The 20,850-nt window shown below is 35.5% G+C and carries 17 protein-coding genes; 15 read left to right on the top strand and 2 right to left on the bottom strand.

Going from position 1 to position 20,850, the window contains the following annotated elements:
* The first annotated feature begins 143 nt into the window (after nt 1-143).
* The 14 genes from FHL06_RS00575 (at nt 144) to FHL06_RS14620 (ending at nt 16,491) form a co-directional block, all read left to right on the top strand.
* The gene (locus tag FHL06_RS00575; protein ID WP_153384306.1) at nt 144-1,649 is read left to right on the top strand and encodes a YfcC family protein; all 1,506 of its coding nucleotides are present in this window, start codon (nt 144-146) and stop codon (nt 1,647-1,649) included.
* Nucleotides 1,650-1,682: 33 nt separating this feature from the next.
* Complete coding sequence (locus FHL06_RS00570) at nt 1,683-3,017, top strand: M20 family metallopeptidase (RefSeq protein ID WP_153384305.1); 1,335 nt, start codon at nt 1,683-1,685, stop codon at nt 3,015-3,017.
* 166 nt (nt 3,018-3,183) lie between these two features.
* The gene (gene aroA, locus FHL06_RS00565; protein WP_153384304.1) at nt 3,184-4,488 is read left to right on the top strand and encodes a 3-phosphoshikimate 1-carboxyvinyltransferase; all 1,305 of its coding nucleotides are present in this window, start codon (nt 3,184-3,186) and stop codon (nt 4,486-4,488) included.
* Between the two features lie 82 nt (nt 4,489-4,570).
* Nucleotides 4,571-5,392 (top strand): Cof-type HAD-IIB family hydrolase, encoded by an 822-nt coding sequence (locus tag FHL06_RS00560; RefSeq protein ID WP_153384303.1) that lies wholly within the window; start codon nt 4,571-4,573, stop codon nt 5,390-5,392.
* 235 nt (nt 5,393-5,627) lie between these two features.
* A complete protein-coding gene (locus FHL06_RS00555; RefSeq protein WP_153384302.1) occupies nt 5,628-5,936 on the top strand; it encodes a PTS sugar transporter subunit IIB in 309 nt (102 codons plus the stop codon).
* A 102-nt stretch (nt 5,937-6,038) separates the two neighbouring features.
* Entirely contained in the window at nt 6,039-6,374 is a 336-nt protein-coding gene (locus tag FHL06_RS00550; protein WP_153384301.1) for a PTS lactose/cellobiose transporter subunit IIA, read from the top strand.
* Nucleotides 6,375-6,377: 3 nt separating this feature from the next.
* The gene (locus FHL06_RS00545) at nt 6,378-7,823 is read left to right on the top strand and encodes a 6-phospho-beta-glucosidase (protein WP_153384300.1); all 1,446 of its coding nucleotides are present in this window, start codon (nt 6,378-6,380) and stop codon (nt 7,821-7,823) included.
* 36 nt (nt 7,824-7,859) lie between these two features.
* Nucleotides 7,860-9,317: a 6-phospho-beta-glucosidase gene (locus FHL06_RS00540; protein ID WP_153384299.1), complete on the top strand. Its 1,458-nt coding sequence runs from the start codon at nt 7,860-7,862 to the stop codon at nt 9,315-9,317.
* Between the two features lie 138 nt (nt 9,318-9,455).
* Nucleotides 9,456-10,229 carry a MurR/RpiR family transcriptional regulator gene (locus FHL06_RS00535; RefSeq protein ID WP_153384298.1) on the top strand — a complete coding sequence of 258 codons (774 nt, stop codon included), beginning with the start codon at nt 9,456-9,458 and terminating at the stop codon, nt 10,227-10,229.
* A 139-nt stretch (nt 10,230-10,368) separates the two neighbouring features.
* The gene (celB, locus tag FHL06_RS00530) at nt 10,369-11,676 is read left to right on the top strand and encodes a PTS cellobiose transporter subunit IIC (RefSeq protein WP_153384297.1); all 1,308 of its coding nucleotides are present in this window, start codon (nt 10,369-10,371) and stop codon (nt 11,674-11,676) included.
* Nucleotides 11,677-11,697: 21 nt separating this feature from the next.
* Nucleotides 11,698-12,783 carry a DUF871 domain-containing protein gene (locus FHL06_RS00525; protein ID WP_153384296.1) on the top strand — a complete coding sequence of 362 codons (1,086 nt, stop codon included), beginning with the start codon at nt 11,698-11,700 and terminating at the stop codon, nt 12,781-12,783.
* Between the two features lie 58 nt (nt 12,784-12,841).
* Nucleotides 12,842-14,005 carry a GNAT family N-acetyltransferase gene (locus FHL06_RS00520; protein WP_153384295.1) on the top strand — a complete coding sequence of 388 codons (1,164 nt, stop codon included), beginning with the start codon at nt 12,842-12,844 and terminating at the stop codon, nt 14,003-14,005.
* Between the two features lie 87 nt (nt 14,006-14,092).
* Nucleotides 14,093-15,223: a GGDEF domain-containing protein gene (locus FHL06_RS00515; protein WP_153384294.1), complete on the top strand. Its 1,131-nt coding sequence runs from the start codon at nt 14,093-14,095 to the stop codon at nt 15,221-15,223.
* Nucleotides 15,224-15,360: 137 nt separating this feature from the next.
* Nucleotides 15,361-16,491: a GGDEF domain-containing protein gene (locus FHL06_RS14620; RefSeq protein WP_238333932.1), complete on the top strand. Its 1,131-nt coding sequence runs from the start codon at nt 15,361-15,363 to the stop codon at nt 16,489-16,491.
* Between the two features lie 201 nt (nt 16,492-16,692).
* On the opposite strand, the gene FHL06_RS00505 is transcribed toward FHL06_RS14620, so the two are convergent.
* Nucleotides 16,693-18,048 (bottom strand): uracil-xanthine permease family protein, encoded by a 1,356-nt coding sequence (locus tag FHL06_RS00505; protein WP_153384292.1) that lies wholly within the window; start codon nt 18,046-18,048, stop codon nt 16,693-16,695.
* Nucleotides 18,048-19,376, bottom strand: coding sequence for a guanine deaminase (guaD, locus tag FHL06_RS00500; RefSeq protein ID WP_337692512.1), 1,329 nt, complete (start codon nt 19,374-19,376; stop codon nt 18,048-18,050). The genes FHL06_RS00505 and guaD overlap by 1 nt, the downstream gene beginning before the upstream one ends.
* Before the next feature lie 353 nt (nt 19,377-19,729).
* Between guaD and FHL06_RS00495 the strand changes: the two genes are divergently transcribed.
* Entirely contained in the window at nt 19,730-20,545 is an 816-nt protein-coding gene (locus FHL06_RS00495; RefSeq protein ID WP_153384291.1) for a Cof-type HAD-IIB family hydrolase, read from the top strand.
* Nucleotides 20,546-20,850: the final 305 nt, after the last annotated feature.

Raw genomic sequence — 20,850 nt, 5'->3', positions numbered from 1 at the left:
CTTATTAATATTGTAATATTTTGCAAACGTTTGCACAACTGTTCTTGAAAACATGACCATAAAAGTATTTTGATGCAAATCATTGTAATAGGCGATTTTATCGTATATCCTGAGTTTATATTAAATAATGGAGGGTTGAATTAATGGGAAAGAAAACCAAAAAATGGCAAATGCCATCGGCTTATACTATTTTGTTTTTCCTAATAATTCTAGTCGCAGTTTTGACTTGGATTATCCCCGCAGGACAGTATGCAACCACTAAAGCGGGAAATATTATTGCAGGTACATACAAAGCCCGAACAAGCAGTCCTCAAGGAATCTGGGATGTTTTTCTGGCTCCAATCAATGGTATGGTTGGAACTTCTGAGACTGAAGGTTCAATTTCAGTTTCACTCTTTATCTTAGTAATTGGTGGATTCTTAGGAGTCGTCAATAAAACGAAGGCTTTGGATGATGGAATTAGTTCCACTGTTCAAAAGTATCAAGGTAAAGAAAAAGCTTTGATTCCAATTTTAATGATATTATTTGCCATCGGTGGGTCAACATATGGTATGGGTGAAGAGACGATTGCTTTTTATCCAATCTTGATTCCGGTCATGATCAGTGTTGGTTATGATTCGATAACGGCTATTTCTATAGCTTTGATTGGCTCTCAAGTTGGTTGTTTAGCATCGACAGTTAACCCTTTTGCTACTGGAGTTGCTTCACAGACAATCAATATTTCACCAGGTAAGGGATTGATTCCACGTTTTATCTTGCTGATTATTGTAACAGCAATTAGTATCATTTATGTTATGCGCTATGCAGATAAAATCAAAAAAGATCCTTCACAATCATATGTTTTTGAACGCCGTGAAAAGGACTTACGTGAATTTTCCATGGCTGAAAGAACTGTTGGTCAAAAATTAACTAAGAAACAAAAAGCTGTGCTTTGGCTCTTTGCTTTAACTTTTATTGTAATGATTGCTAGTTTGATTCCATGGTCAAGTTTGAATCCAAATTGGACTTTCTTTGACCACTTCACTAAGTGGTTAACCAATGTACCATTCTTAGGTGCTTTGATTGGTAAAGATTTAGCTCCTTTAGGAACTTGGTACTTTACTGAAATCACGACGTTATTCTTGATGATGTCAGTTGTGATTATGTTTGTCTTTGGCATGAAAGAGTCTGAATATATCGATGCCTTTTTAGGCGGAATGAATGATTTTCTAAGCGTTGCTATTATCGTGGCGGTCGCACGTGGGATTCAAGTTATTATGAATAATGGATATATCACTGCCACCGTTTTGCACGCTGGTGAAACTGGCCTACAAAACCTTTCAGCTGGTGTTTTCATCGTTTTGACTTATATTTTCTACATTCCAATGTCATTTTTGATTCCATCGACTTCCGGACTTGCTGCAGCTACCATGGGAATTATGGGACCATTGGGCAAATTCTCTGGCGTTGATGGTTCACTAGTTATTACCGCCTATCAATCAGCTTCTGGGTTGGTCAACTTGATTACGCCAACTTCTGGTATCGTAATGGGCGCTTTAGCAATTGGCCACGTCGACATTGTTAAATGGTGGAAGTACATGTGGAAATTAGTCGCTATTTTGTTTGTAGTTGTTGCTGTGTTCTTAGTTGTTTGCTCAATGTTTAAATAAGTTATTTAAATAAATTTTTAGGGGAATTTTAGAATGGAAAAGTTTATTACAGATCAAATTCAAGAAGAGGCTATTAATGATTTAAGCAAGTTAGTTGGAATTGCTTCGTTCAATGAGCCCAAAGAATCTAAAGCACCATTTGGAAAAGGACCTAAGAAGGCTTTAGATGAAGCTTTGTCCTTAGTTGAAAAGCTAGGTTTCAAAACTTTTGAAGATCCAAACGGTTATTATGGCTATGCTGACATCGGTGAAGGCGACCAAACTTTTGGAATCGTTGGTCATTTGGATGAAGTCCCAGCGGGAAACTTAGAGGCTTGGGATGTTGAACCTTATAAATTAACGCAAAAGGATGATAAACTTTATGGTCGTGGCACTCAAGACGATAAAGGTCCTACGATTGCAGCTATTTATGCTATCAAAGCAATTCTTGATAAAGGTTATAAATTCAATAAGAAAATTCGAGTGATTTTTGGGACTGATGAAGAAATCTTATGGAGATGTTTGGCAGAATACAATAAGAAAGAAGATCCCATCGATATGGGAATTGCTCCCGATGCAGAATTTCCATTGATTTATGCTGAAAAGGGCTTGCAACAGTCATATCTAACTGGTCCTGGTTCAAATGAATTGAACATTGACTTAGAAAATGCCTTTAATGCTGTACCTGGAAAAGCTATTTATGATGGTCCAAAACAAGCTGAAGTATATGCTGCTTTACAAAATCATAACTTTGAGGCTGAACACCAAGATGGTCAAATTGAAGTTGCCGGAAAATCTGTTCACGCAATGAATGCACCACAAGGAGTCAATGCTGTAGTTAGATTGGGTATTGCCTTGAGTGACGTCTATCCTGATATTAAGGTATTGCAATTTCTCAAAGCCTTTGGTGAAGATGCTAATGCTACAAATTTGTTAGGCGATGTTTCTGATGATGTTTCTGGTAAATTGACTTTTAATATTTCCAGCTTAAAGATTACTAAAGATGAGTCGAGAATGCAGATTGATATGAGAATTCCTGTCAAAGTTGACCATGACGAATTGATTCAAAAAGTTTCTGATTCTGTCGCAAAATTTGATTTGAAATATGAAGATTTTGATTACGTTGCACCACTTTATGTACCAACAGATAGTGAATTGGTTAAGACCTTGATGAAGACTTATCAAGATTTAACTGGCGACACAAAATCTCAACCAGCAATTTCTGGTGGCGCAACTTTTGCGAGAACAATGCACAACTGTGTGGCTTTTGGGGCAATGTTGCCAACCACTCCTGATTTCATGCACCAAGCTAATGAGAATTGGAGCAAAGCTGATATGAAAAAAGCAATGGAAATATTCGCTGAAGCTATATACAGATTATGTGTTTAATGAATAAATTATTTTAAAATAGGGCAGATGTCCTATTTTTTTTATTCTCAAGACTTTAAGTTTGTTTTATATTTGAAAATTAGGTAGCGTAACAGTATGAAAGCAATAAGAGGGCATTTGATTAATATATAATGAAACGCTTATAAATATATTTGAGGTGTAATGAATGTTTGATTATAATACGCGACCATCTAAATTTAAGTTTCAAGGTGAGGTTACAGTACCTGGGGATAAAAGTATTGCACATCGAGCTATAATTTTTGGTGCGTTAGCAAAGGGAGTTACGCAAATCAGTAATTTTACGTACTCTTACGACTTAGCTGTTACAGCTAAGATTTTTCAACAATTAGGGGCGAAGATTCATACCGAAATAAGTAATAATGACATGATTATCAAAGGTGTCGATCATAAGTTCAAGCCACTCGATGAACCATTGAATATTGACAACGTCGGGACTTTAGAGAGCTTATTATTAGGTGCCTTAGCAAGTAGCAATAACCCATACGAAATTCGTGGAGGAGACTATTTAAGCAAGCGCTCGGCGACAGATTTGTTGAACCTTTTCAAAAAAATGGGAGCTAATTATCAGTTTTTAAGCGATGAAACTCTGCCATTGAAAATCCAAGGCAACGATAATTTGAAAGGAATCACTTACCAGCAGGATATTTCTAGTGCTCAAATTAAGGGTGGTCTAGTTATGGCTGGAATTTTTGCCAATTCCGAAACAAAAATTATCCGGAAACTTCCAACTAGAAATCACACCGAGGTATTAGCTAATTATTTTGGTGCAGATGTGTCAGTTGACCCAGATATTATTGTTGTTCATCCAGGTCACAGTCGACTCAAAGGTCAGGATTTGACGATTCCGGGAGATTTTTCATCAGCTGCAGCATACATCGCTGGAGCCTTGATTTCTCCGGACAGTCAGATAACTTTGCCTAAAGTAGGTCTTAATGAGACTAGAATTGGCCTCTTAAACGTTGCTAAGCAAATGGGGGCTAAGATTCAAATAGAGAATCGCTCAGTTGATAGCGTGGAACCTTTTGGCGATTTGATTATTAAATATCAACAACTTCACGGGACTGAAATTAATGCGAAACAAATTCCTTTCATTATTGATGAAATACCTTTAATAGCCTTGATGGCTTCACAAGCTAAAGGACAAACGGTTATTAGAGGGATTCATGATGCCCATTTGCAGATTAGTGACCGAATCAGAAATATGCGTGTCGAATTGGCAAAGTTAGGTATCGTTATGCAAGTTAATGATGATTACATTGTCATACAAGGAGAACAAAAAGTAGTCGTTAAAGACGATGTCGATAGTCATAATGATCATCGAATAGCGATGATGCTTTGTGTAGCTTCAATTTTAACTGACACGCCCTTTAAAATTAAAAATATTGAAGCAATCGATATATCGTATCCGGGATTCATTTCTGACTTTAAGAAAATCCTTGTAGCACGATAATTTATTAATAAGACTTCTTTTTTATGAGGGAGTGTCGTATCATTAATTTAAATTGTTTTTGTGTAAGGGGTTACTTTTATAGATGATTGAATTTATTGGAACTGATTTGGACGGAACTTTGTTAAATAGCTACAGCAAAATATCTTCTGAAAATATTCGTGCAGTTCGTGCTGCAGTCAGTTCCGGGATTAATTTTGCTATTTGTTCAGGAAGAACACTTGATTCAGTTAATAAATTTTTTGCCAATGATTTAAAAGTTCCAGGTTTTCGAGTCGTTTTGAATGGGGCTGTAGTAGTTGATTCCGATGGCAAAAAAATTATTGATCAACCATTAGACCATGGTGTAGTTGCTGAAATCCTTAAACGAAGCGAGTTCAGTAAATTCAAAGTAGTTTTAGATGGATTAAACGATATTTATATTTATGATCCACGACATAGTTTTACAACTTATTTTGAAGGAATGAGTCGACATCATTTGAAAGCTCGTTCGATGGAGGATTTAATCAAAGTCAATAATCGAAATGATTTTGATATTTATAAAGTTTGTTTCAGCTGTCCACCTAAAAGATTGCCTGAATTACAAAAGAAATTGGAATCCTTCACGTCTTTGCCGGTCACGATTAGTCGGTCAGGTAGTTATTATTTTGAAATAAATGGACAAGATGTTACTAAGTTGTCTGCTTTGCAAAAAATTTCTGAGTTTGCAAATATTCCCATGGTTGATTTTATGACATTTGGTGATTATGGAAATGATTTAGAAATGGTTAAAGAAGCTGGTTATGGCGTTGCAATGGAGAATGCCATCGATAGTGTTAAAGATGTTGCCTGGAGAATTACACAAAGCAATAATCAAGACGGCGTAGCCAAAATGATTGATCGAGTTCTAAAAGGTGAATTTAAATAAAAACTGTTGATTTATTAAAATTGACAGTTTTTTTTGACCAAATTTTTCAGCAGGAACATTTGTAAAATAGTAGAACGCTAAGTATAAAAATGTTTAGAAATTTTTGTTTTTTAGTAAAAACATCTTGATAAAGTTTGATTGTCGTTATACAATCTAATTGTTCTATGAAAGCGTTTTTAGCAAACGTTTTAATGAGAAAACAAATAAATGATTTTAATAAAAGGGGTTTTTGATTATGGCTGAAAAAACAATTATGTTATGTTGTGCTGCTGGTATGTCAACAAGTTTATTAGTTACAAAGATGCAAAAGGCTGCTGAAAGTGACGGAATCGATGCAGAAATTTTTGCTACCTCCGCTGCTGATGCAGATGCAAAATTGGATGAAAAAAAGCCTGATATCTTAATGCTTGGACCTCAAGTTAGATATTTAGAGGGACAATTCAAAGGTAAGTTAAGCATTCCTGTTGAAGTTATTAATATGCAAGACTACGGAATGATGAATGGTGAAAAAGTTCTCAAAGAAGCTGTTAAATCAATCGGCTAGTCTTTGATATGTAAAACTTAAAGGGTGCAAATACTTGCACCCTTTTAATTTTAAAAAATAAAGTAAGCGTTTAAATTAATTTAAAGTTGAGGAGAAGTAATTATGGCAGAAGAAACACATGATAAACAACTAGAAACAGTAATGGGCTTGATTATTAACGGTGGAAATGCCAAGAGTTCTGCTTTTGAAGCTATCAATGCTGCCAAAAAGGGCGATTTTGAACTTGCAGAAAAGAAATTAAAGGAATCAGACCAAGCTTTAGTCGATGCTCACAATACTCAAACAGGGATGTTAACTAAAGAAGCTAATGGTGAACATGCTACCGTGACACTTTTGATGGTCCACTCACAAGATCACATTATGAATGCTATTACCTTTAGAGATTTAGCAGGAGAAATCGTTGACTTGTACAAGAGACTTGATAAAGAAGGAAAATAATTTATGAGTGAAGGAATAAAAATGCCCGATGGTTTTCTTTGGGGAGGAGCTGTTGCCGCTCACCAACTAGAAGGTGGCTGGAATGAAGGCAATAAAGGTGTCAGCATCGCTGATGTCATGACTTCTGGGTCTAAAGATGTTGCTCGAAAAGTTACCGATGGCGTCAAAGATGGCGAAATTTATCCAAATCACTGGGGTAATGATTTTTACCACAAATATCCTGAAGATATTAAGCTATTTGCTGAATTAGGACTTAAATGCTTTAGAACTTCAATTGCTTGGACAAGAATTTTTCCCAATGGCGATGAGAAAGAACCTAATGAAGCTGGTCTGAAGTTTTATGATGATATGTTTGATGAATGTTTGAAATATGGAATTCAACCTGTTATCACCTTGTCACACTTTGAAATGCCATATCACTTGGTAAAAGAATATGGCGGCTGGAGCAATCGCAAGATGATTGAATTCTTCGACCACTTTGCTGAGGTTTGTTTCAAACGCTATAAAGATAAAGTTAAATATTGGATGACTTTCAATGAAATCAATAATCAAACCGACTGGCGCGATCCACACCCATTGTTGCAAGATTCTGGCTTGCAGTTAGGTAAGGATGACAACTGGGAAAAGGAAATGTTCCAAGCTGCCCATTATGAATTCGTGGCCAGCGCTAAAGCAGTTCAAATTGCTAAAAAGATTGACCCATCATTACAAGTAGGATCAATGATTGCAATGTGTCCGGTTTATCCTTTGACTTCTAAGCCGGCAGATATCATGAAAGCCGAACGTGCAATGCAATATCGTTATTACTTTGGCGATGTGCAAGCTCTAGGTTTTTATCCAGAGTGGATTCAAAAATACTGGGAACGTAAAGGCTATGATTTGGATATCACCAATGCAGATTTAGCAACTATTAAAGCTGGCGTTGTGGATTACGTTGGTTTTAGTTATTACATGTCATTTACAACTAAAGCTAAAGAGGGCGAGACCCACTTTGACTATGATGAAGATAACGATTTAGTATCCAATCCTTATGTTGAAAAATCTGATTGGGGTTGGCAAATCGATCCAGTTGGTTTGCGTTATGCAATGAATTGGATGACGGATCGTTGGCATAAGCCACTATTTATCGTTGAAAATGGTTTTGGTGCCTACGATAAATTAGAAAAAGATGGTTCAATTCATGATCCATATCGTATTTCTTATTTCCACGATCATATTTTACAAATGGAAAAAGCTGTCAAAGAAGACGGTGTCAATTTGATTGGTTACACGCCTTGGGGCCACATTGATTTGATTTCAGCAAGTACCGGTGAGATGAAAAAACGTTATGGCATGATTTATGTCGACCAAGACGATGAGGGAAATGGCAGTCTTAAACGTTATAAGAAAGATTCCTTTGCTTGGTATCAAAAAGTCATCTCTTCAAACGGTGAAGATATTTCCGAATAAATAATTAAAAGATATAAGATTAAGTGAGGTTTTTATATGACTGAAGTAACAAAAAGTGGTTTAAGAAAAGACTTCTTATGGGGAGGAGCTGTTGCCGCTAACCAACTTGAGGGAGCTTGGAACGTTGACGGTAAAGGTGTCAGTGTTTCTGACATTATGACAGCTGGTGCTTATCAACATCCCCGTGAAATTACTGATGGCGTGATTGCTGGCAAGAATTATCCAAATCATGAAGCAATCGATTTTTATCACCATTATAAAGGCGATATTAAATTATTTGCTGAGATGGGATTTAAGAGTTTTAGAACTTCAATTGCTTGGACAAGGATTTTTCCCAAAGGCGATGAAAAAGAACCTAATGAAGCAGGCTTAAAGTTTTATGATGATTTGTTTGATGAATGCTTGAAATATGGCATTCAACCAGTTATTACTTTGTCACATTTTGAAATGCCATATCACTTAGTTAAAGAATATGGCGGCTGGCGTAATCGTAAGGTTATCGACTTCTTTGTTAAATTTGCAACTGTTTGTTTCAAACGTTACAAAGATAAGGTTAAGTATTGGATGACCTTCAATGAAATCAATAACCAAACTACGTACACAAATGACTTTTCAATTGCAACTGATTCAGGCTTGATTTTTAGAGATAATGAATCCGAACAAGAACGTGAAGCTTTAATGTACCAAGCATCACATTATGAGGTTGTTGCAAGTGCGTTAGCTGTTAAAATTGGTCACCAGATCAATCCTGATTTTAAAATTGGTAATATGCTCAATTTCACACCCGTTTATCCAGCTTCTTCAGATCCAAAAGATATTCTTTTAGCTGAAAAAGCCATGCAAAGACGTTACTGGTGGGGTGATGTTCAGGCTTTAGGTGAGTATCCTGTTGGGATGGAAGCATACTTTAAGAATCATGACTTAAGACCTGATATCACTGCTGAAGATCGTGTTGTTTTAAAAGAAGGAACAGTTGATTATGTTGGCTTTAGTTACTATAATTCCATGACTGTTAAATATAGCGACGATAATCCAGAATTCAAGTTCGTTGGTGATCGTGAAACCGTTAAGAATCCTAATCTAAAATATAACGATTGGGGTTGGCCAGTTGATCCTATTGGTTTGCGTTACTCAATGAATTGGTTGACTGAACATTATCACAAGCCATTGATGATTGTTGAAAATGGTTTCGGTGCTTATGATAAAGTTGAAAAAGACGGCAGCATTCATGATGATTATCGTGTCGATTATCTACGTGCTCACGTTGAACAAATGATTAAAGCAGTCAATGAAGACGGTGTTGATCTCTTAGGCTACACACCTTGGGGTTGTATTGATTTAGTTTCTGCTGGAACTGGTCAAATGTCGAAACGCTATGGCTTTATCTATGTCGATAAAGACGATGAAGGTAAAGGGACACTTGAACGTTCAAAGAAGGATTCATTCTATTGGTATCAAAAAGTAATCCGTTCAAACGGTTCACAATTAGACTGAATTCAATAAAAAAAGCTGAAACAAAATTAAAAATATTTTGTTTTAGCTTTTTTAGTTATAGAATATGTAACTTGTTACATTTATAATAATAATAGTTTTACTAAAAATGATATATACCAATAAAAAGGAGGTTTGAATATGTTCCCATACCAAAAAGTACATGAATTGAATCGGCTTGAGTTGATAGTTTATAAATATATTATCGGTCATACTAAAGAAGTTCAAAATATGACAATTCGTGAAATGGCAGATGCAGCACATGTTTCAACGACAACTATTTTGAGATTCTTGAAAAAGATGGAATATAGCGGCTTTTCAGAATTTAAATTTGCTTTAAAACAAAGTTTGAAACAACCGGCTAAATCCCAACAAGATCCTAGCATGGAACCAATTAAAAATTTCTTCCAGCTAGTAGCAGATGAAGAACCCTTTGATAATAAGGTTAATCAAGCTGCTGACATGATCAATGCTTCAGATTTAGTTTTGTTTTTTGGAGTCGGAAACAGTGGTCGCATAGCTCAATATGGTGCTAGCATTCTATCAAGTTATGGTATTTATTCCTTGCCAATTATTGATCCATTCCAACCTGAACCTTTCTCGGACCGAGATTTTAGTAAGACGCTTTTAATCTTAGTATCAATCTCTGGGGAGACAGATCAAGTGTTAGAGCAGGCCAGGTATTACAAGAAAAATGGTGCTGAAACAATTGCTCTAACGGCTAACTCATATTCAATTTTGAATCAGATAACTGATTTTTCGATTTCTTATGATACGCCACAAAATCGTAAAGGGCATATTAACGTTACAACGCAAGTGCCAATCGTTTATACAATGGAACAGATTTCCAATTGTGCTTACCATAAAATGGTAGACCATATTGATAATCGTTTTACGGAACATGTCACAGATTAGTGACGTGTTTTTTTATAAAAATATATTACTAACTGGCATAAAACTATACACATCTTAATGAAAAGGTTTACAATGGTTTTTGTAAGCGGATAACAGTGTTTCTGCTTAGTAACAAATTTCATTTGAGGGGGTTTTACATATGGCTGGAAAGAAATCTAACAGCTTCGTCCAAGATAAGATTATTCCTATCGCCGGCAAGCTTGCTTCTTCACGTCATTTGATTGCTTTGCGTGATGGTATGACATTGGCCGTTCCAATGATCATCATTGGTTCAATCTTCATGATCATTGCACAATTTCCAATTCAAGCCTATCTAGACTTCATGGCTAGTATCTTTGGTAAGAATTGGGCAACAGTTCTACAATATCCAACTAACGCTTCATTCCATATTATGGGTTTGGTTGCCGTTATTGGTATCTCTTATAACTTAGCTAAAAGTTATAAAGTCGATCCAATTTCTGCATCAATTGTTTCCTTGGGTGCTTTTATTTTAACTATCCCATTGAAAACAGATAAAGCTGGAGCATTGTGGATTCCATTAACACAATTTGATTCAGCTGGACTATTTACAGCTATTATCGTCGGCTTATTTATTACCGACTTCTACGTTTGGATGGTTCACAAGAACTGGACGATCAAGATGCCTGATACAGTTCCACCTGCAGTAAGTAATTCATTTGCTGCTTTGTTCCCAGGTTTCTTAGTTCTATTGCTTGTTTGGTTGATTCGTCTAGGTGTTGAAGCAACACCAATGCAAAGTATTCCAAACATCATTTCCTTCTTCTTAGCTGATCCATTGAGTCACTTGAGTAATACATTGCCAGGTGCTCTAGTAGCCGAATTCTTAGTTTCATTCCTATGGGTCTTCGGTATTCACGGTGCTAACGTTGTTTCTGGTGTTATGATGCCTATCTGGTTGACAGCACTAAATGCTAACCACGCTGCCTTTACAGCTGGCAAAGCACTTCCAAACATTGTTACAACATCATTCTTTGATAACTTCGTTCACATGGGTGGTTCTGGTGCCACAATCGGTTTAGCCTTCTTGCTAGCCTTTGCTTCTAAGAGTAAAGAGTTGAAGACCTTAGGTAAATTGGTTGCCGGGCCTGCAATCTTTAATATTAATGAACCTATCTTGTTCGGATTACCAATCGTTATGAACTATAGATTATTAGTTCCATTTATTTTGACACCACTTATTAATGTTTTGACAACTTATATTGGTATGGCAACAAACTTAGTTGCAAGACCAATGGGTGTCTATATTCCATGGACAACTCCACCAATCCTTTCTGGATTCATTGCAACTGGTCACATTTCCGGTTCAGTCATGCAAATTATCAACATTATTCTTGATACTTTGATGTACTGGTACTTCTTCAAGTCAATGGATAAAGAAAAATTGGCCGTTGAACTTGGTAAGACTAAAGAAGCTGCTGCTAAATAATAATTTTTTGGAGGTCTCGTTTTGAGAAGACTCGGATTATCGCTTTATCCAGAGCATTCAACTTTAGATGAAGATAAAAAGTATCTCGATACTGCTAGTAAACTTGGTTATTCTAGAATTTTTGCCTCATTGCTTGAATTAGGCGATGACAAAGATAAAACTATCAACCGTTTTAAAGAAACAATTGCTTATGCAAATAAACTAGGGTTTTTAACGATTGTTGATATGAATCCACGTTTGTTTAAAGCACTAGCTATCAGTTATGATGATCTATCATTTTTCCATGAGCTTGGTGCCTATGGAATTAGATTAGATGAAGGCTTCTCTGGTATGGAAGAAGCTAAGATGACTCGTAATCCTTACGGATTGAAGATTGAAATCAATATGAGTTCTGGTACGCATTATTTGGACAATATTATTTCTTATCATCCCGATAAAAATAATCTTTTAGGTTGTCATAATTTCTATCCTCAAAGATATACTGGATTAGGCGAGAAGTTTTTTATCAAGTGGTCGAATTTCTTCAAGAAACGCAATATCCACTCAGCTGCTTTTGTCAGTTCGCATGAAGCAACCTTTGGTCCTTGGCCAGTTCAAGATGGTCTGCCAACTTTGGAAGACGATCGTGACTTGCCAATCGAAACTCAAGTTAAGCATTTGCTTTTGACTGGGGTAGTTGATGATGTAATTATTGGAAACACTTATGCTTCTGATGAAGAATTAAAAAAAGCTGCAACTGTCTTTTATGCAACATACCCAACTTTGAAAGTAGATTTGTCCTCCAATATCACAGATCTCGAAAAAGAAGTTGTCTTAAAATCTACTCATGTATATCGTGGTGATGCATCTGATTATTTGTTACGTAGTACAATGACACGAGTTAAATACCGTGATGGGTACTTCCCTGCCCATGATACTCAAGATATCCAACGAGGCGATATCATCATTGTTAATGAAGACTACGGTCAATACAAAGGTGAGACGCAAATAGCACTTCGCGATATTAAAAATGATGGTCGTCGTAATATTGTGGGACACCTGAATTCTAACGAGGCTTTCTTGTTGAGTTATATCGAGCCTTGGAGTAGTTTTAAGTTGGTTGAATAAAAAAAACAAAAAAGATACTATTCGCAAAAGAATAGTATTTTTTTATGGGGAGAATAATATGAATAAATATTTATTAGCGAAAGATGATTTTGATAAGTTCTATGATTTATATTTATATTCATTTAATCGGACCGATTCTAAACAACGGCGTGACGTGCTTAAAGAACGGTATGATCATTCAAAAGTATATGGCATCATGAATGAATCGAATTTAGGCAGCGGTTTATTAAGTATTCCATTCAATATTAATTTTCACGGGGTGGATTTTAAGATGAATGGAATTGGGGATGTCATGAGTGCTCCCGAGTTTGGCGGGCGAGGAGGCGCTAGTTCATTGATGAAAGCAGCCTTATCTGATATGTATCAAGATAACGTGACGCTTTCGTATTTAGCACCATTTTCCTTTGGCTACTATCGTCAATTTGGCTATGAACAAGTCTTTGACCACACGAAGATTACGATTAAAAATACTGATTTGCCCAAAGTTGAAGTTGGTCAACACGGCCACGTTAAACGTTTAAATATCAATGAGCTTCCCGATGATGCTAAGAAAATGTATTTTGAAGCAAACTTTTTAGGTGGTGTCACGCGACCTCAATGGTGGTGGAGTCACATGGAAGAGAAGCACTCTGATTACAAGGTTGCACTTGCCTATGACGATGATGATAAATTAATCGGCTATTTAGTTTATTACAGTCAGGCTGAGACCTTTTATATTCAAGAGTGGATTAACTCAAATCATTTGAGTCGTCAATTATTATTGAAATTTATTACTAAGCATCAATCAATCTTTTCAAATTTTGTTTATGAATCTCCAGAACCAGATTTTAAAGCTGATTTGTTAGCTGATCCTTATTCGGCAAAACTAGAAGTAGTTCCTTATATGATGGCTCGAATCGTTAATTTAGAGGATTTCATGCTACGTTACCCAGTAAAGAAGATGAATTTGCCTAAAGTCCATTTTCAAGTAAAAGATAGTTTGGAATGGAACGACCATACATATTCTTTAGCTATCAACGATGGAATTGTCAATTTTGAAGAAGCTGACGGAATCGGAGCCGATTTTGAAATCTCGATTCAAGATTTAACTAAGGCAGCTTTTGGATATCGTAGTTTAAATTCGTTATTTGAACATGGCGTTATCAAAGGAGATATTAAGCAAATTAATGCTGTCAATGATGTTTTTGTTCAAATTAAGCCTCAACTGATTGATTATTTTTAAGTTATACAATATAAAATTTCAATTGTAGTAAAATAGATATTGTAATATTATTTAATTATTTAAAGAATAATTGATGGAGGCGGGTAATTGACCTGGCTGGTATGGCGCGTGTCGCCGTTTATTACAAGTATCTTTTTTATTCTTGGTGTTTTTACTCTATATGAGGTATTGATAGATTGGTTAAAGGCCAAAATTATTGATTATGATTCAACTATCAAAGAACATACAATTGAAGCTTGGTTTGGGATCATTTACATGGTTTTATTTATCTATGGTCTACAAGCTACAGTAAGTGGAAAATCTGTATCATGGGAATTTATGAATTTTCAATTAGTTGCAATAGCTTTTTGCGCGTATTTTGTTAAAATCCGAATTCCTTTTTATATATTTTTTCCAATTGTTTTAATCTTTATGATAATCAATGATTCAATCACTTATTGGCAGTCGTGGATTTATGCCTTTGCTGTCATGCTATTTTATTGGTCAATTTTTTGGGTCTCCAAGCGAGCTCAAAAACAAAGTTATCCCTCGATACCATATATTTTAACCGGTGCCATCTATGGATTGATTCTGTGGTATATAGTAAAAACTAAATTTTCGCTTTCTTGGTCGATTTTTATCCAAGAGTGGATTTATCTGATTATTTTTGAAATTTTACTTTATAGTTATACTCGGATGCTCTTTAAAAATGAGATTTTAAAGAAACATTTGACGTCTTCAGTTAATCATGATGCTTTAACGGAAGCTAAAAACTTCGCTGCTTTTAGTTCAGAAATGGAGTATTTATTCAATAGTCATCAAAGCAATAATTTGAATTTGTCGATGGTGATGTTTGATATTGACCACTTCAAGGAAGTTAATGATACATATGGACATTTGGCAGGCGATGAAGTTTTAATAAATGTTGTCGATGTAGTTCAAACAGTTCTCAATGCCACCAACCCCAAAGTAACTTTTTATCGGACTGGCGGCGAAGAATTCAATATTCTTTTTCCTGGATATGATTTAGATGCTACTAAAGAAATTGTCAATCAGGTTTTTTCAGCCTTGAATCATGTACCTGTTGAAGTTAAAGGACAAAAAATTTATATTACGGTTTCTATGGGCGTTTCTCAATTAGCAAAAAAAGATAATACTCCCACCGGATTTTATAATCGTGTCGATATGAATTTATATTATTCAAAAAAACATGGAAGAATGCGAATTACCGCAAATTAAAGCTATGCAATCTAGGAATAAAGATTACATAGCTTTTTTATATTTATCAGGATATTCGTGTCAGGATGCAATATTTATAGTAAAATTAGCAAAATTACATTTGGATTGAAAATTTATAGATGACGAGGAAAATACCTTTGACTTGGTCAGTTTGGCGAATAACGCCATTTATTAGTGGAATATTTTTTGTTTTAGGTGTTTTTACCTTATATGTTGTTTTATCAGAATGGGTCAAAACTAAAGTACATCAAAGAAAATTATCGATTGACGATCATTTAGTTGAATCCATAGTCGGATTTTTTTATATGGCAATTTTTGTTTTAAGTATGCAAGGAGTGGTTGTTGGCGGATCTTTTGCTTGGGAGTTTATGAATTTTCAAGTCATAGGTTTAATTTTTTGCGCCTATTTTGTGAAAATTAATTTTCCCTATTATTTTTTTGTACCATTATTTATTCTTTATATGATTATAAATTCATCGATTGGTTCGTGGCAGTCTTGGTGTCACGCGGTGACTTTAATGTCTTTATATTGGTTAATGTATTGGGCACAAAAACATACGCAAAAAAGCCATTATCGGTTCTTTTATTACATCGTTATTGGAGTAGCCTTTGGCGGCCTTTTATGGCTATTTATGAAATTGAAATTTGAATTTAGTTGGAAGGTTTTATCAGAACAGTGGCTGTACCTAACTATTTTTGAAATTTTATTGTACAGCTACGTCCATATGGTTTTTCGAGATAATTATGTTCGTGAGCGTTTGGCTGAGACAATCAATCACGACCCTTTGACTAAGGCTTTGAATTACGCTGCTTATGAATCAGAAATGAATTATCTTTTTTCGACGCACCAAAAAAACAAGTTACATTTAGCTATGGCTATGTTTGATGTCGACCACTTTAAACAAATCAACGATACCTTTGGACACTTGGCGGGGGATGTTGTTTTAAAACAAGTTGTTAATGCTGTTTCTATCGTTTTGTTAGAAAATGATGAACGGATTAAATTTTATCGAACTGGTGGGGAAGAATTCAATATCATTTTTCCTGATTATGATTTAGCAGCTGCCAAAAAAGTCTGTGATGAGATTTTTCAAGTTTTGAATCATTTGGAAATTAAATTGAAGTCGAATACGATTCATATTTCTATTTCCATGGGTATTTCAGAAATTGCAATCCAAGATAAGAAGCCAACTGATTTTTACAATCGAGTTGATAAGAATTTGTATTATTCTAAAAGACATGGTCGAAAGCAAGTTACAGCAAAATAGAATAAATTAAGCCCCATAAATGTTAAATAGTTATCTGACATTTATGGGGCTTTTAACTTAGATAGCAAGTAGCGAAAATCTCATGACTTTAATTGTGGGATGGATAACGCTTTTTTGACATTTTTTCAAAGAAAAAACCTCTTTATTGGATTTTACCAACTAAAGAGGTTTAAAGGTTGTAATTAAAATACTTGTTATTGATTAAGCTGTTTCTGTTTCAGCTTTAATAGCAGGTTTAGTCTTTGGCATTACTAAGTTCAAGATGATTGCAGCGATTGCGGCCACAGCGATTGGAGAACCTAATAAGTATTGAAGAATTTGTGGAGCATTCTTGCTGGCGCTAGTAGGTAATAGAACCAAAGCCAAAGTCAATACAATTGGAATACCGATAATGTAAAGGTCACGATCGGTTGTTTCTAATCCACGGATTACGTTTAAACCATTGAGCATGATCGTTACGGTGATAATTGCAAAGACACCACCGATAACAGGTGCAGGAATGGCTGCTAGAAAGGCTGATAATTTACTGAAGAAACCAAGAACTGAGAACCAAATACCGGCAAAGAGGAAGACACGTTTGCTGGCAACGCCAGTGATTGAAATAACGCCGGCATTAGTTGAATAGCCTGTTACAGGAGTTGTACCTAATAAAGCAGCGACCATACAGCTTAAGCCTTCACCAATGATACCGCGGTTCCATTGTTTATTAGTGATTTTATGATTAGTAACGGCACCCATGGCGAACCAAGTACCAGTAGTTTCAGTAGTGATAACAGCATAGATAATGATAAATGTAATAATAGCTGAAGCATTGAAGTTGATACCCCAATGGAAAATAGTTCTTTCTGGGAGACCGAACCAAGCAGCGTTATTAACTTCTTTCCAGTCGAAAACGCCCATCATAGTTGATACGACAGTACCAACACCTAAAGCTAAAATGATTGAACCAGTTCTGAAAAAACGACGAACTTTTGGAAACTTGAAACTGATACCAACGGAAATCAGTAACGTTAAAGCTGTGACAGAAGCTAAGATGATATTGTTGTTAACTTTTCCAGCAGCGTTGAAAATGTTGTCATTTAAAGCAGTTGGAATTAAAGATAACCCAACGCAAGTGATGATGGTTCCACCAACTAGAGCAGGAACTAAACGATTAATGATTTTTTGGAAAAGACCAGTGGCACCAAGAATGATTAAGATAATTGAACCAATCAACAGAGCACCAATCAAGTTAGCCATACCGCTACCCTTTAAACCACCTGAAGCAAGTGCCACACCAGCGGCAGCACCAAGTGGAACAAATGAAGGTCCTTGAGAAACGGGCATCTTCATGAAGACGAATGTTTGTAAAATCGTACCAATTCCGGCGGCTAAGAAAGTCGATTGCAGTAATCCCATTTGATCACCCAATCCCATAGCCATCATACCGGCTAAAACAATAGGTGGAACATAAATATCCATTGCTAGAACATGTTGCAAGCCTAAGAAACCAGCTTCGCCCATACCAACTTTATCGTCAGGGCCAACTAATAGGCTGCTTTTATTGTTATTTTCCATTATTCTTCTCCTCGGTTTTCATGTACCAGTTTTCCTGATACATAAACTTGTTTGATATTTTCTTTGTTTGTGTGGTAAACAAGTCTTTCAAAAATTTCTTGAGGTTCATTTGAAAAGACATCGAAGTATTGGTCTTGAACAATTTGTAAGTCAGCTTTAAAGCCTGACTTGATTTGTCCTACTGGAATATGCAAAGCTTTTGCCCCACCAACTGTTGCCAGATAAAAGACATTGTCAGCACTCAATCGAGCGTTGTCAGTTCCTGAATCTTCTAACATTTGTGAAGACATGATGCTTTGTTGCATATTGCGGTAAATACTAGGAGAAAATCCTCCGGAGATATCGGTCCCAAGACCGACAGTAACATTTCTTTTATTTGCTTCATTAACTCGCATGACCGAATTGCCAAAATAAGCATTGGAAATAGGGCAGTGCGCAATGGCGGAATGATTATGACTGAATAAATCTAAATCACTATCACGCAACTGAGTTCCGTGAGCCATAACGGCTTTATCAGTCAAAAGATTGAATTTATCGAGCACTTGGGCATCGGTCATTTGGAAACAATCAATAGCGTAACTATCTTCCCAAATACTTTCGCTGCAGTGCGATTGAACGGGTAAATCATACTTTTGAGCCAATTGTCCTAAGCCTAAAAGCGTTTCATCAGTACAACTAGGGACAAAACGTGGCGTGATAACTGGTGTCAAATTTGCTTGAGTCTCTTTTTGCAAAGAAAGCATTTCTTTAATGAAACGTTCTGTTTCTTGTAAAGCAGCTTCTGATGAATCGTCACGATAATAATCAGGTGTTTGGTCCTTATTATCCATTGCCACTTTACCGATGAAAGCTCTTTGGCCTAAATCAGCACAGATTCTTGCCAAAATCAAATTGGCATCTGTATGAACTGAACCAAAATAAAGTCCAGTTGTTGTTCCATTAGCCAGCAGTTCTTTTACAAGACTTTGATAAACTTTTTTAGCAAAATCTAAGTCTTTGAACTTTGATTCTAGTGGAAAAGTATAAGTATTTAGCCACTCATTTAACGGCTTGTCTAAAGCTAAGCCAGCTTGTGGCCATTGTGGTGCATGAATATGTAAATCAGTGAATCCTGGTAATAAGTAACTTCCCTTTGGTACTTGATACAGGGAACCATTATTTTTTGCAGTTTGTTTGACTCGCTGATAATCAGTATCAGCAGCGGATATAACGCGGTCAATTGTACCTGACTGGTCTACACATGTAAGAGTTTCTGGTGTAAAATCCGCCTTGTCAAACGTTGCTGAAGAAATAATCGTTCCTTCAAAAACTATTTGATAGGTGATAATCTAACACTTCCTTAAATTTATATATGTAAGGATAACATGAATAATTATTTAAATAAATAGTAAATAGTTCGTATTTTACTCAAATTGATATTAAAAGCACTTCAAAAAGGTCTGATTTTACATAAATATTGGAATAATCATAGTTATGTATGCGCTTTTAAGTGCTGCTATAACTATTTTTAGTAAGATAGACTTTAAACATTCAAAAATAATAAGATAGCTAATAAAAAAATGCTAAATTTGCTTGTTTGTAAACAGATAATATGGCCTAATTTTTTTGAATTGTGGTTGAAAGCGATTGCTTAATATTCTATTATCAAAATAAGGCTAATAGTTAAGTGGAGGAAAAATTAATGGCAATTAAATTAGTGGCAATGGATATTGATGATACCTTATTGGATGATGAAAAGCAGATTTCTTCTCAAAATAAAGAAACGATTCAACAAGCACTAAAAAATGGCGTCAAGGTCGTTTTAAGTTCAGGTAGAACCTTTAATGGCATGGTTGAATATCTGAATAAACTTGGGATATCCGGAGATAATCAGTACATTATTATTGATGGAGGAGGAGTAGTTCAAACCATTTCAGGCAAGATTATTTACCAAAAGACGTTATCCAATCAAGCTTATAGAGAAATTGACAATTATGTTCAGGAAAACAATTTGCATTACAATGCGGTTGATGTTTTAGGAAATACTTATACCAGCAATAATGATTTTATCGACAAATACACTATTTTACAGGCTTTTGAAAACAATAAAGGCCTAAAGATCAAAACTCCAGATCAACTTCCAAAAGATTTTGAGATTGTCAAAGCAATTCTAAATGAAGATGGAGAAAAGTTAGATGCAATTACAGAAGATGTTCTCGCTAAGTTTGGACAAAAATATTATGTAGTTCGGACCGACCTTGGATTCTTAGAGATTATGCCCAAAAATGTCGACAAAAGCAGTGCTTTAGTACATTTGGCCGATTATTTAAAGATTGATTTGAAGGATACCTTAGCAATTGGCGATGGCGAAAATGATATACCGATGTTGAAAAAAGCTGGTATTGGCGTAGCCATGGAAAATGCCAGTTCTAAAATTAAAAATTTGGCTGATCGTGTAACCGATGATAATAATCAAAGCGGCGTGGCACGTGCTTTTGAAAAGTATGTGCTAAACTGATAAAAAATAGATTTAAAAAATAATTTATTGTAACCGTTTACAAAAATAAATATTTGTTTTATACTTAACTCGTTGAAAGAAATGAATATAGCTCAGTGAGTTGTTACTATTAAATTAGGCGAGATCACTCAGCATTTCCGATTGAAGTTGTAAGACTATTGACGAAATGTTGGTGATCTTTTTTATTTGTTGAGTGAGTTGTTACTATTAAATTAGGCGAGATCACTTGTATGGAATTTTTGTAGGAACGTTTTGGAATCTACATTTGTGAAATACTGGTGGTCTTTTTTTCTTGCCTAAAATAT

The sequence above is a fragment of the Companilactobacillus halodurans genome, assembly GCF_009600985.1.
Taxonomy (GTDB): Bacteria; Bacillota; Bacilli; order Lactobacillales; family Lactobacillaceae; genus Companilactobacillus; species Companilactobacillus halodurans.
Note: the sequence above shows the minus strand (reverse complement) of the source record. Positions and strands in the feature narration are given on the sequence as shown.

Excerpts from the sequence above, each read along its gene's own strand:
- FHL06_RS00570 (WP_153384305.1), top strand. The coding sequence starts at position 1,683 with ATGGAAAAGTTTATTACAGATCAAATTCAAGAAGAGGCTATTAATGAT.
- FHL06_RS00535 (WP_153384298.1), top strand. The coding sequence starts at position 9,456 with ATGTTCCCATACCAAAAAGTACATGAATTGAATCGGCTTGAGTTGATA.
- celB (WP_153384297.1), top strand. The coding sequence starts at position 10,369 with ATGGCTGGAAAGAAATCTAACAGCTTCGTCCAAGATAAGATTATTCCT.
- FHL06_RS00555 (WP_153384302.1), top strand. The coding sequence starts at position 5,628 with ATGGCTGAAAAAACAATTATGTTATGTTGTGCTGCTGGTATGTCAACA.
- aroA (WP_153384304.1), top strand. The coding sequence starts at position 3,184 with ATGTTTGATTATAATACGCGACCATCTAAATTTAAGTTTCAAGGTGAG.
- FHL06_RS00540 (WP_153384299.1), top strand. The coding sequence starts at position 7,860 with ATGACTGAAGTAACAAAAAGTGGTTTAAGAAAAGACTTCTTATGGGGA.
- FHL06_RS00505 (WP_153384292.1), bottom strand. The coding sequence starts at position 18,048 with ATGGAAAATAACAATAAAAGCAGCCTATTAGTTGGCCCTGACGATAAA.
- FHL06_RS00575 (WP_153384306.1), top strand. The coding sequence starts at position 144 with ATGGGAAAGAAAACCAAAAAATGGCAAATGCCATCGGCTTATACTATT.
- FHL06_RS00520 (WP_153384295.1), top strand. The coding sequence starts at position 12,842 with ATGAATAAATATTTATTAGCGAAAGATGATTTTGATAAGTTCTATGAT.
- FHL06_RS00560 (WP_153384303.1), top strand. The coding sequence starts at position 4,571 with ATGATTGAATTTATTGGAACTGATTTGGACGGAACTTTGTTAAATAGC.
- FHL06_RS00495 (WP_153384291.1), top strand. The coding sequence starts at position 19,730 with ATGGCAATTAAATTAGTGGCAATGGATATTGATGATACCTTATTGGAT.
- FHL06_RS00550 (WP_153384301.1), top strand. The coding sequence starts at position 6,039 with ATGGCAGAAGAAACACATGATAAACAACTAGAAACAGTAATGGGCTTG.
- FHL06_RS00545 (WP_153384300.1), top strand. The coding sequence starts at position 6,378 with ATGAGTGAAGGAATAAAAATGCCCGATGGTTTTCTTTGGGGAGGAGCT.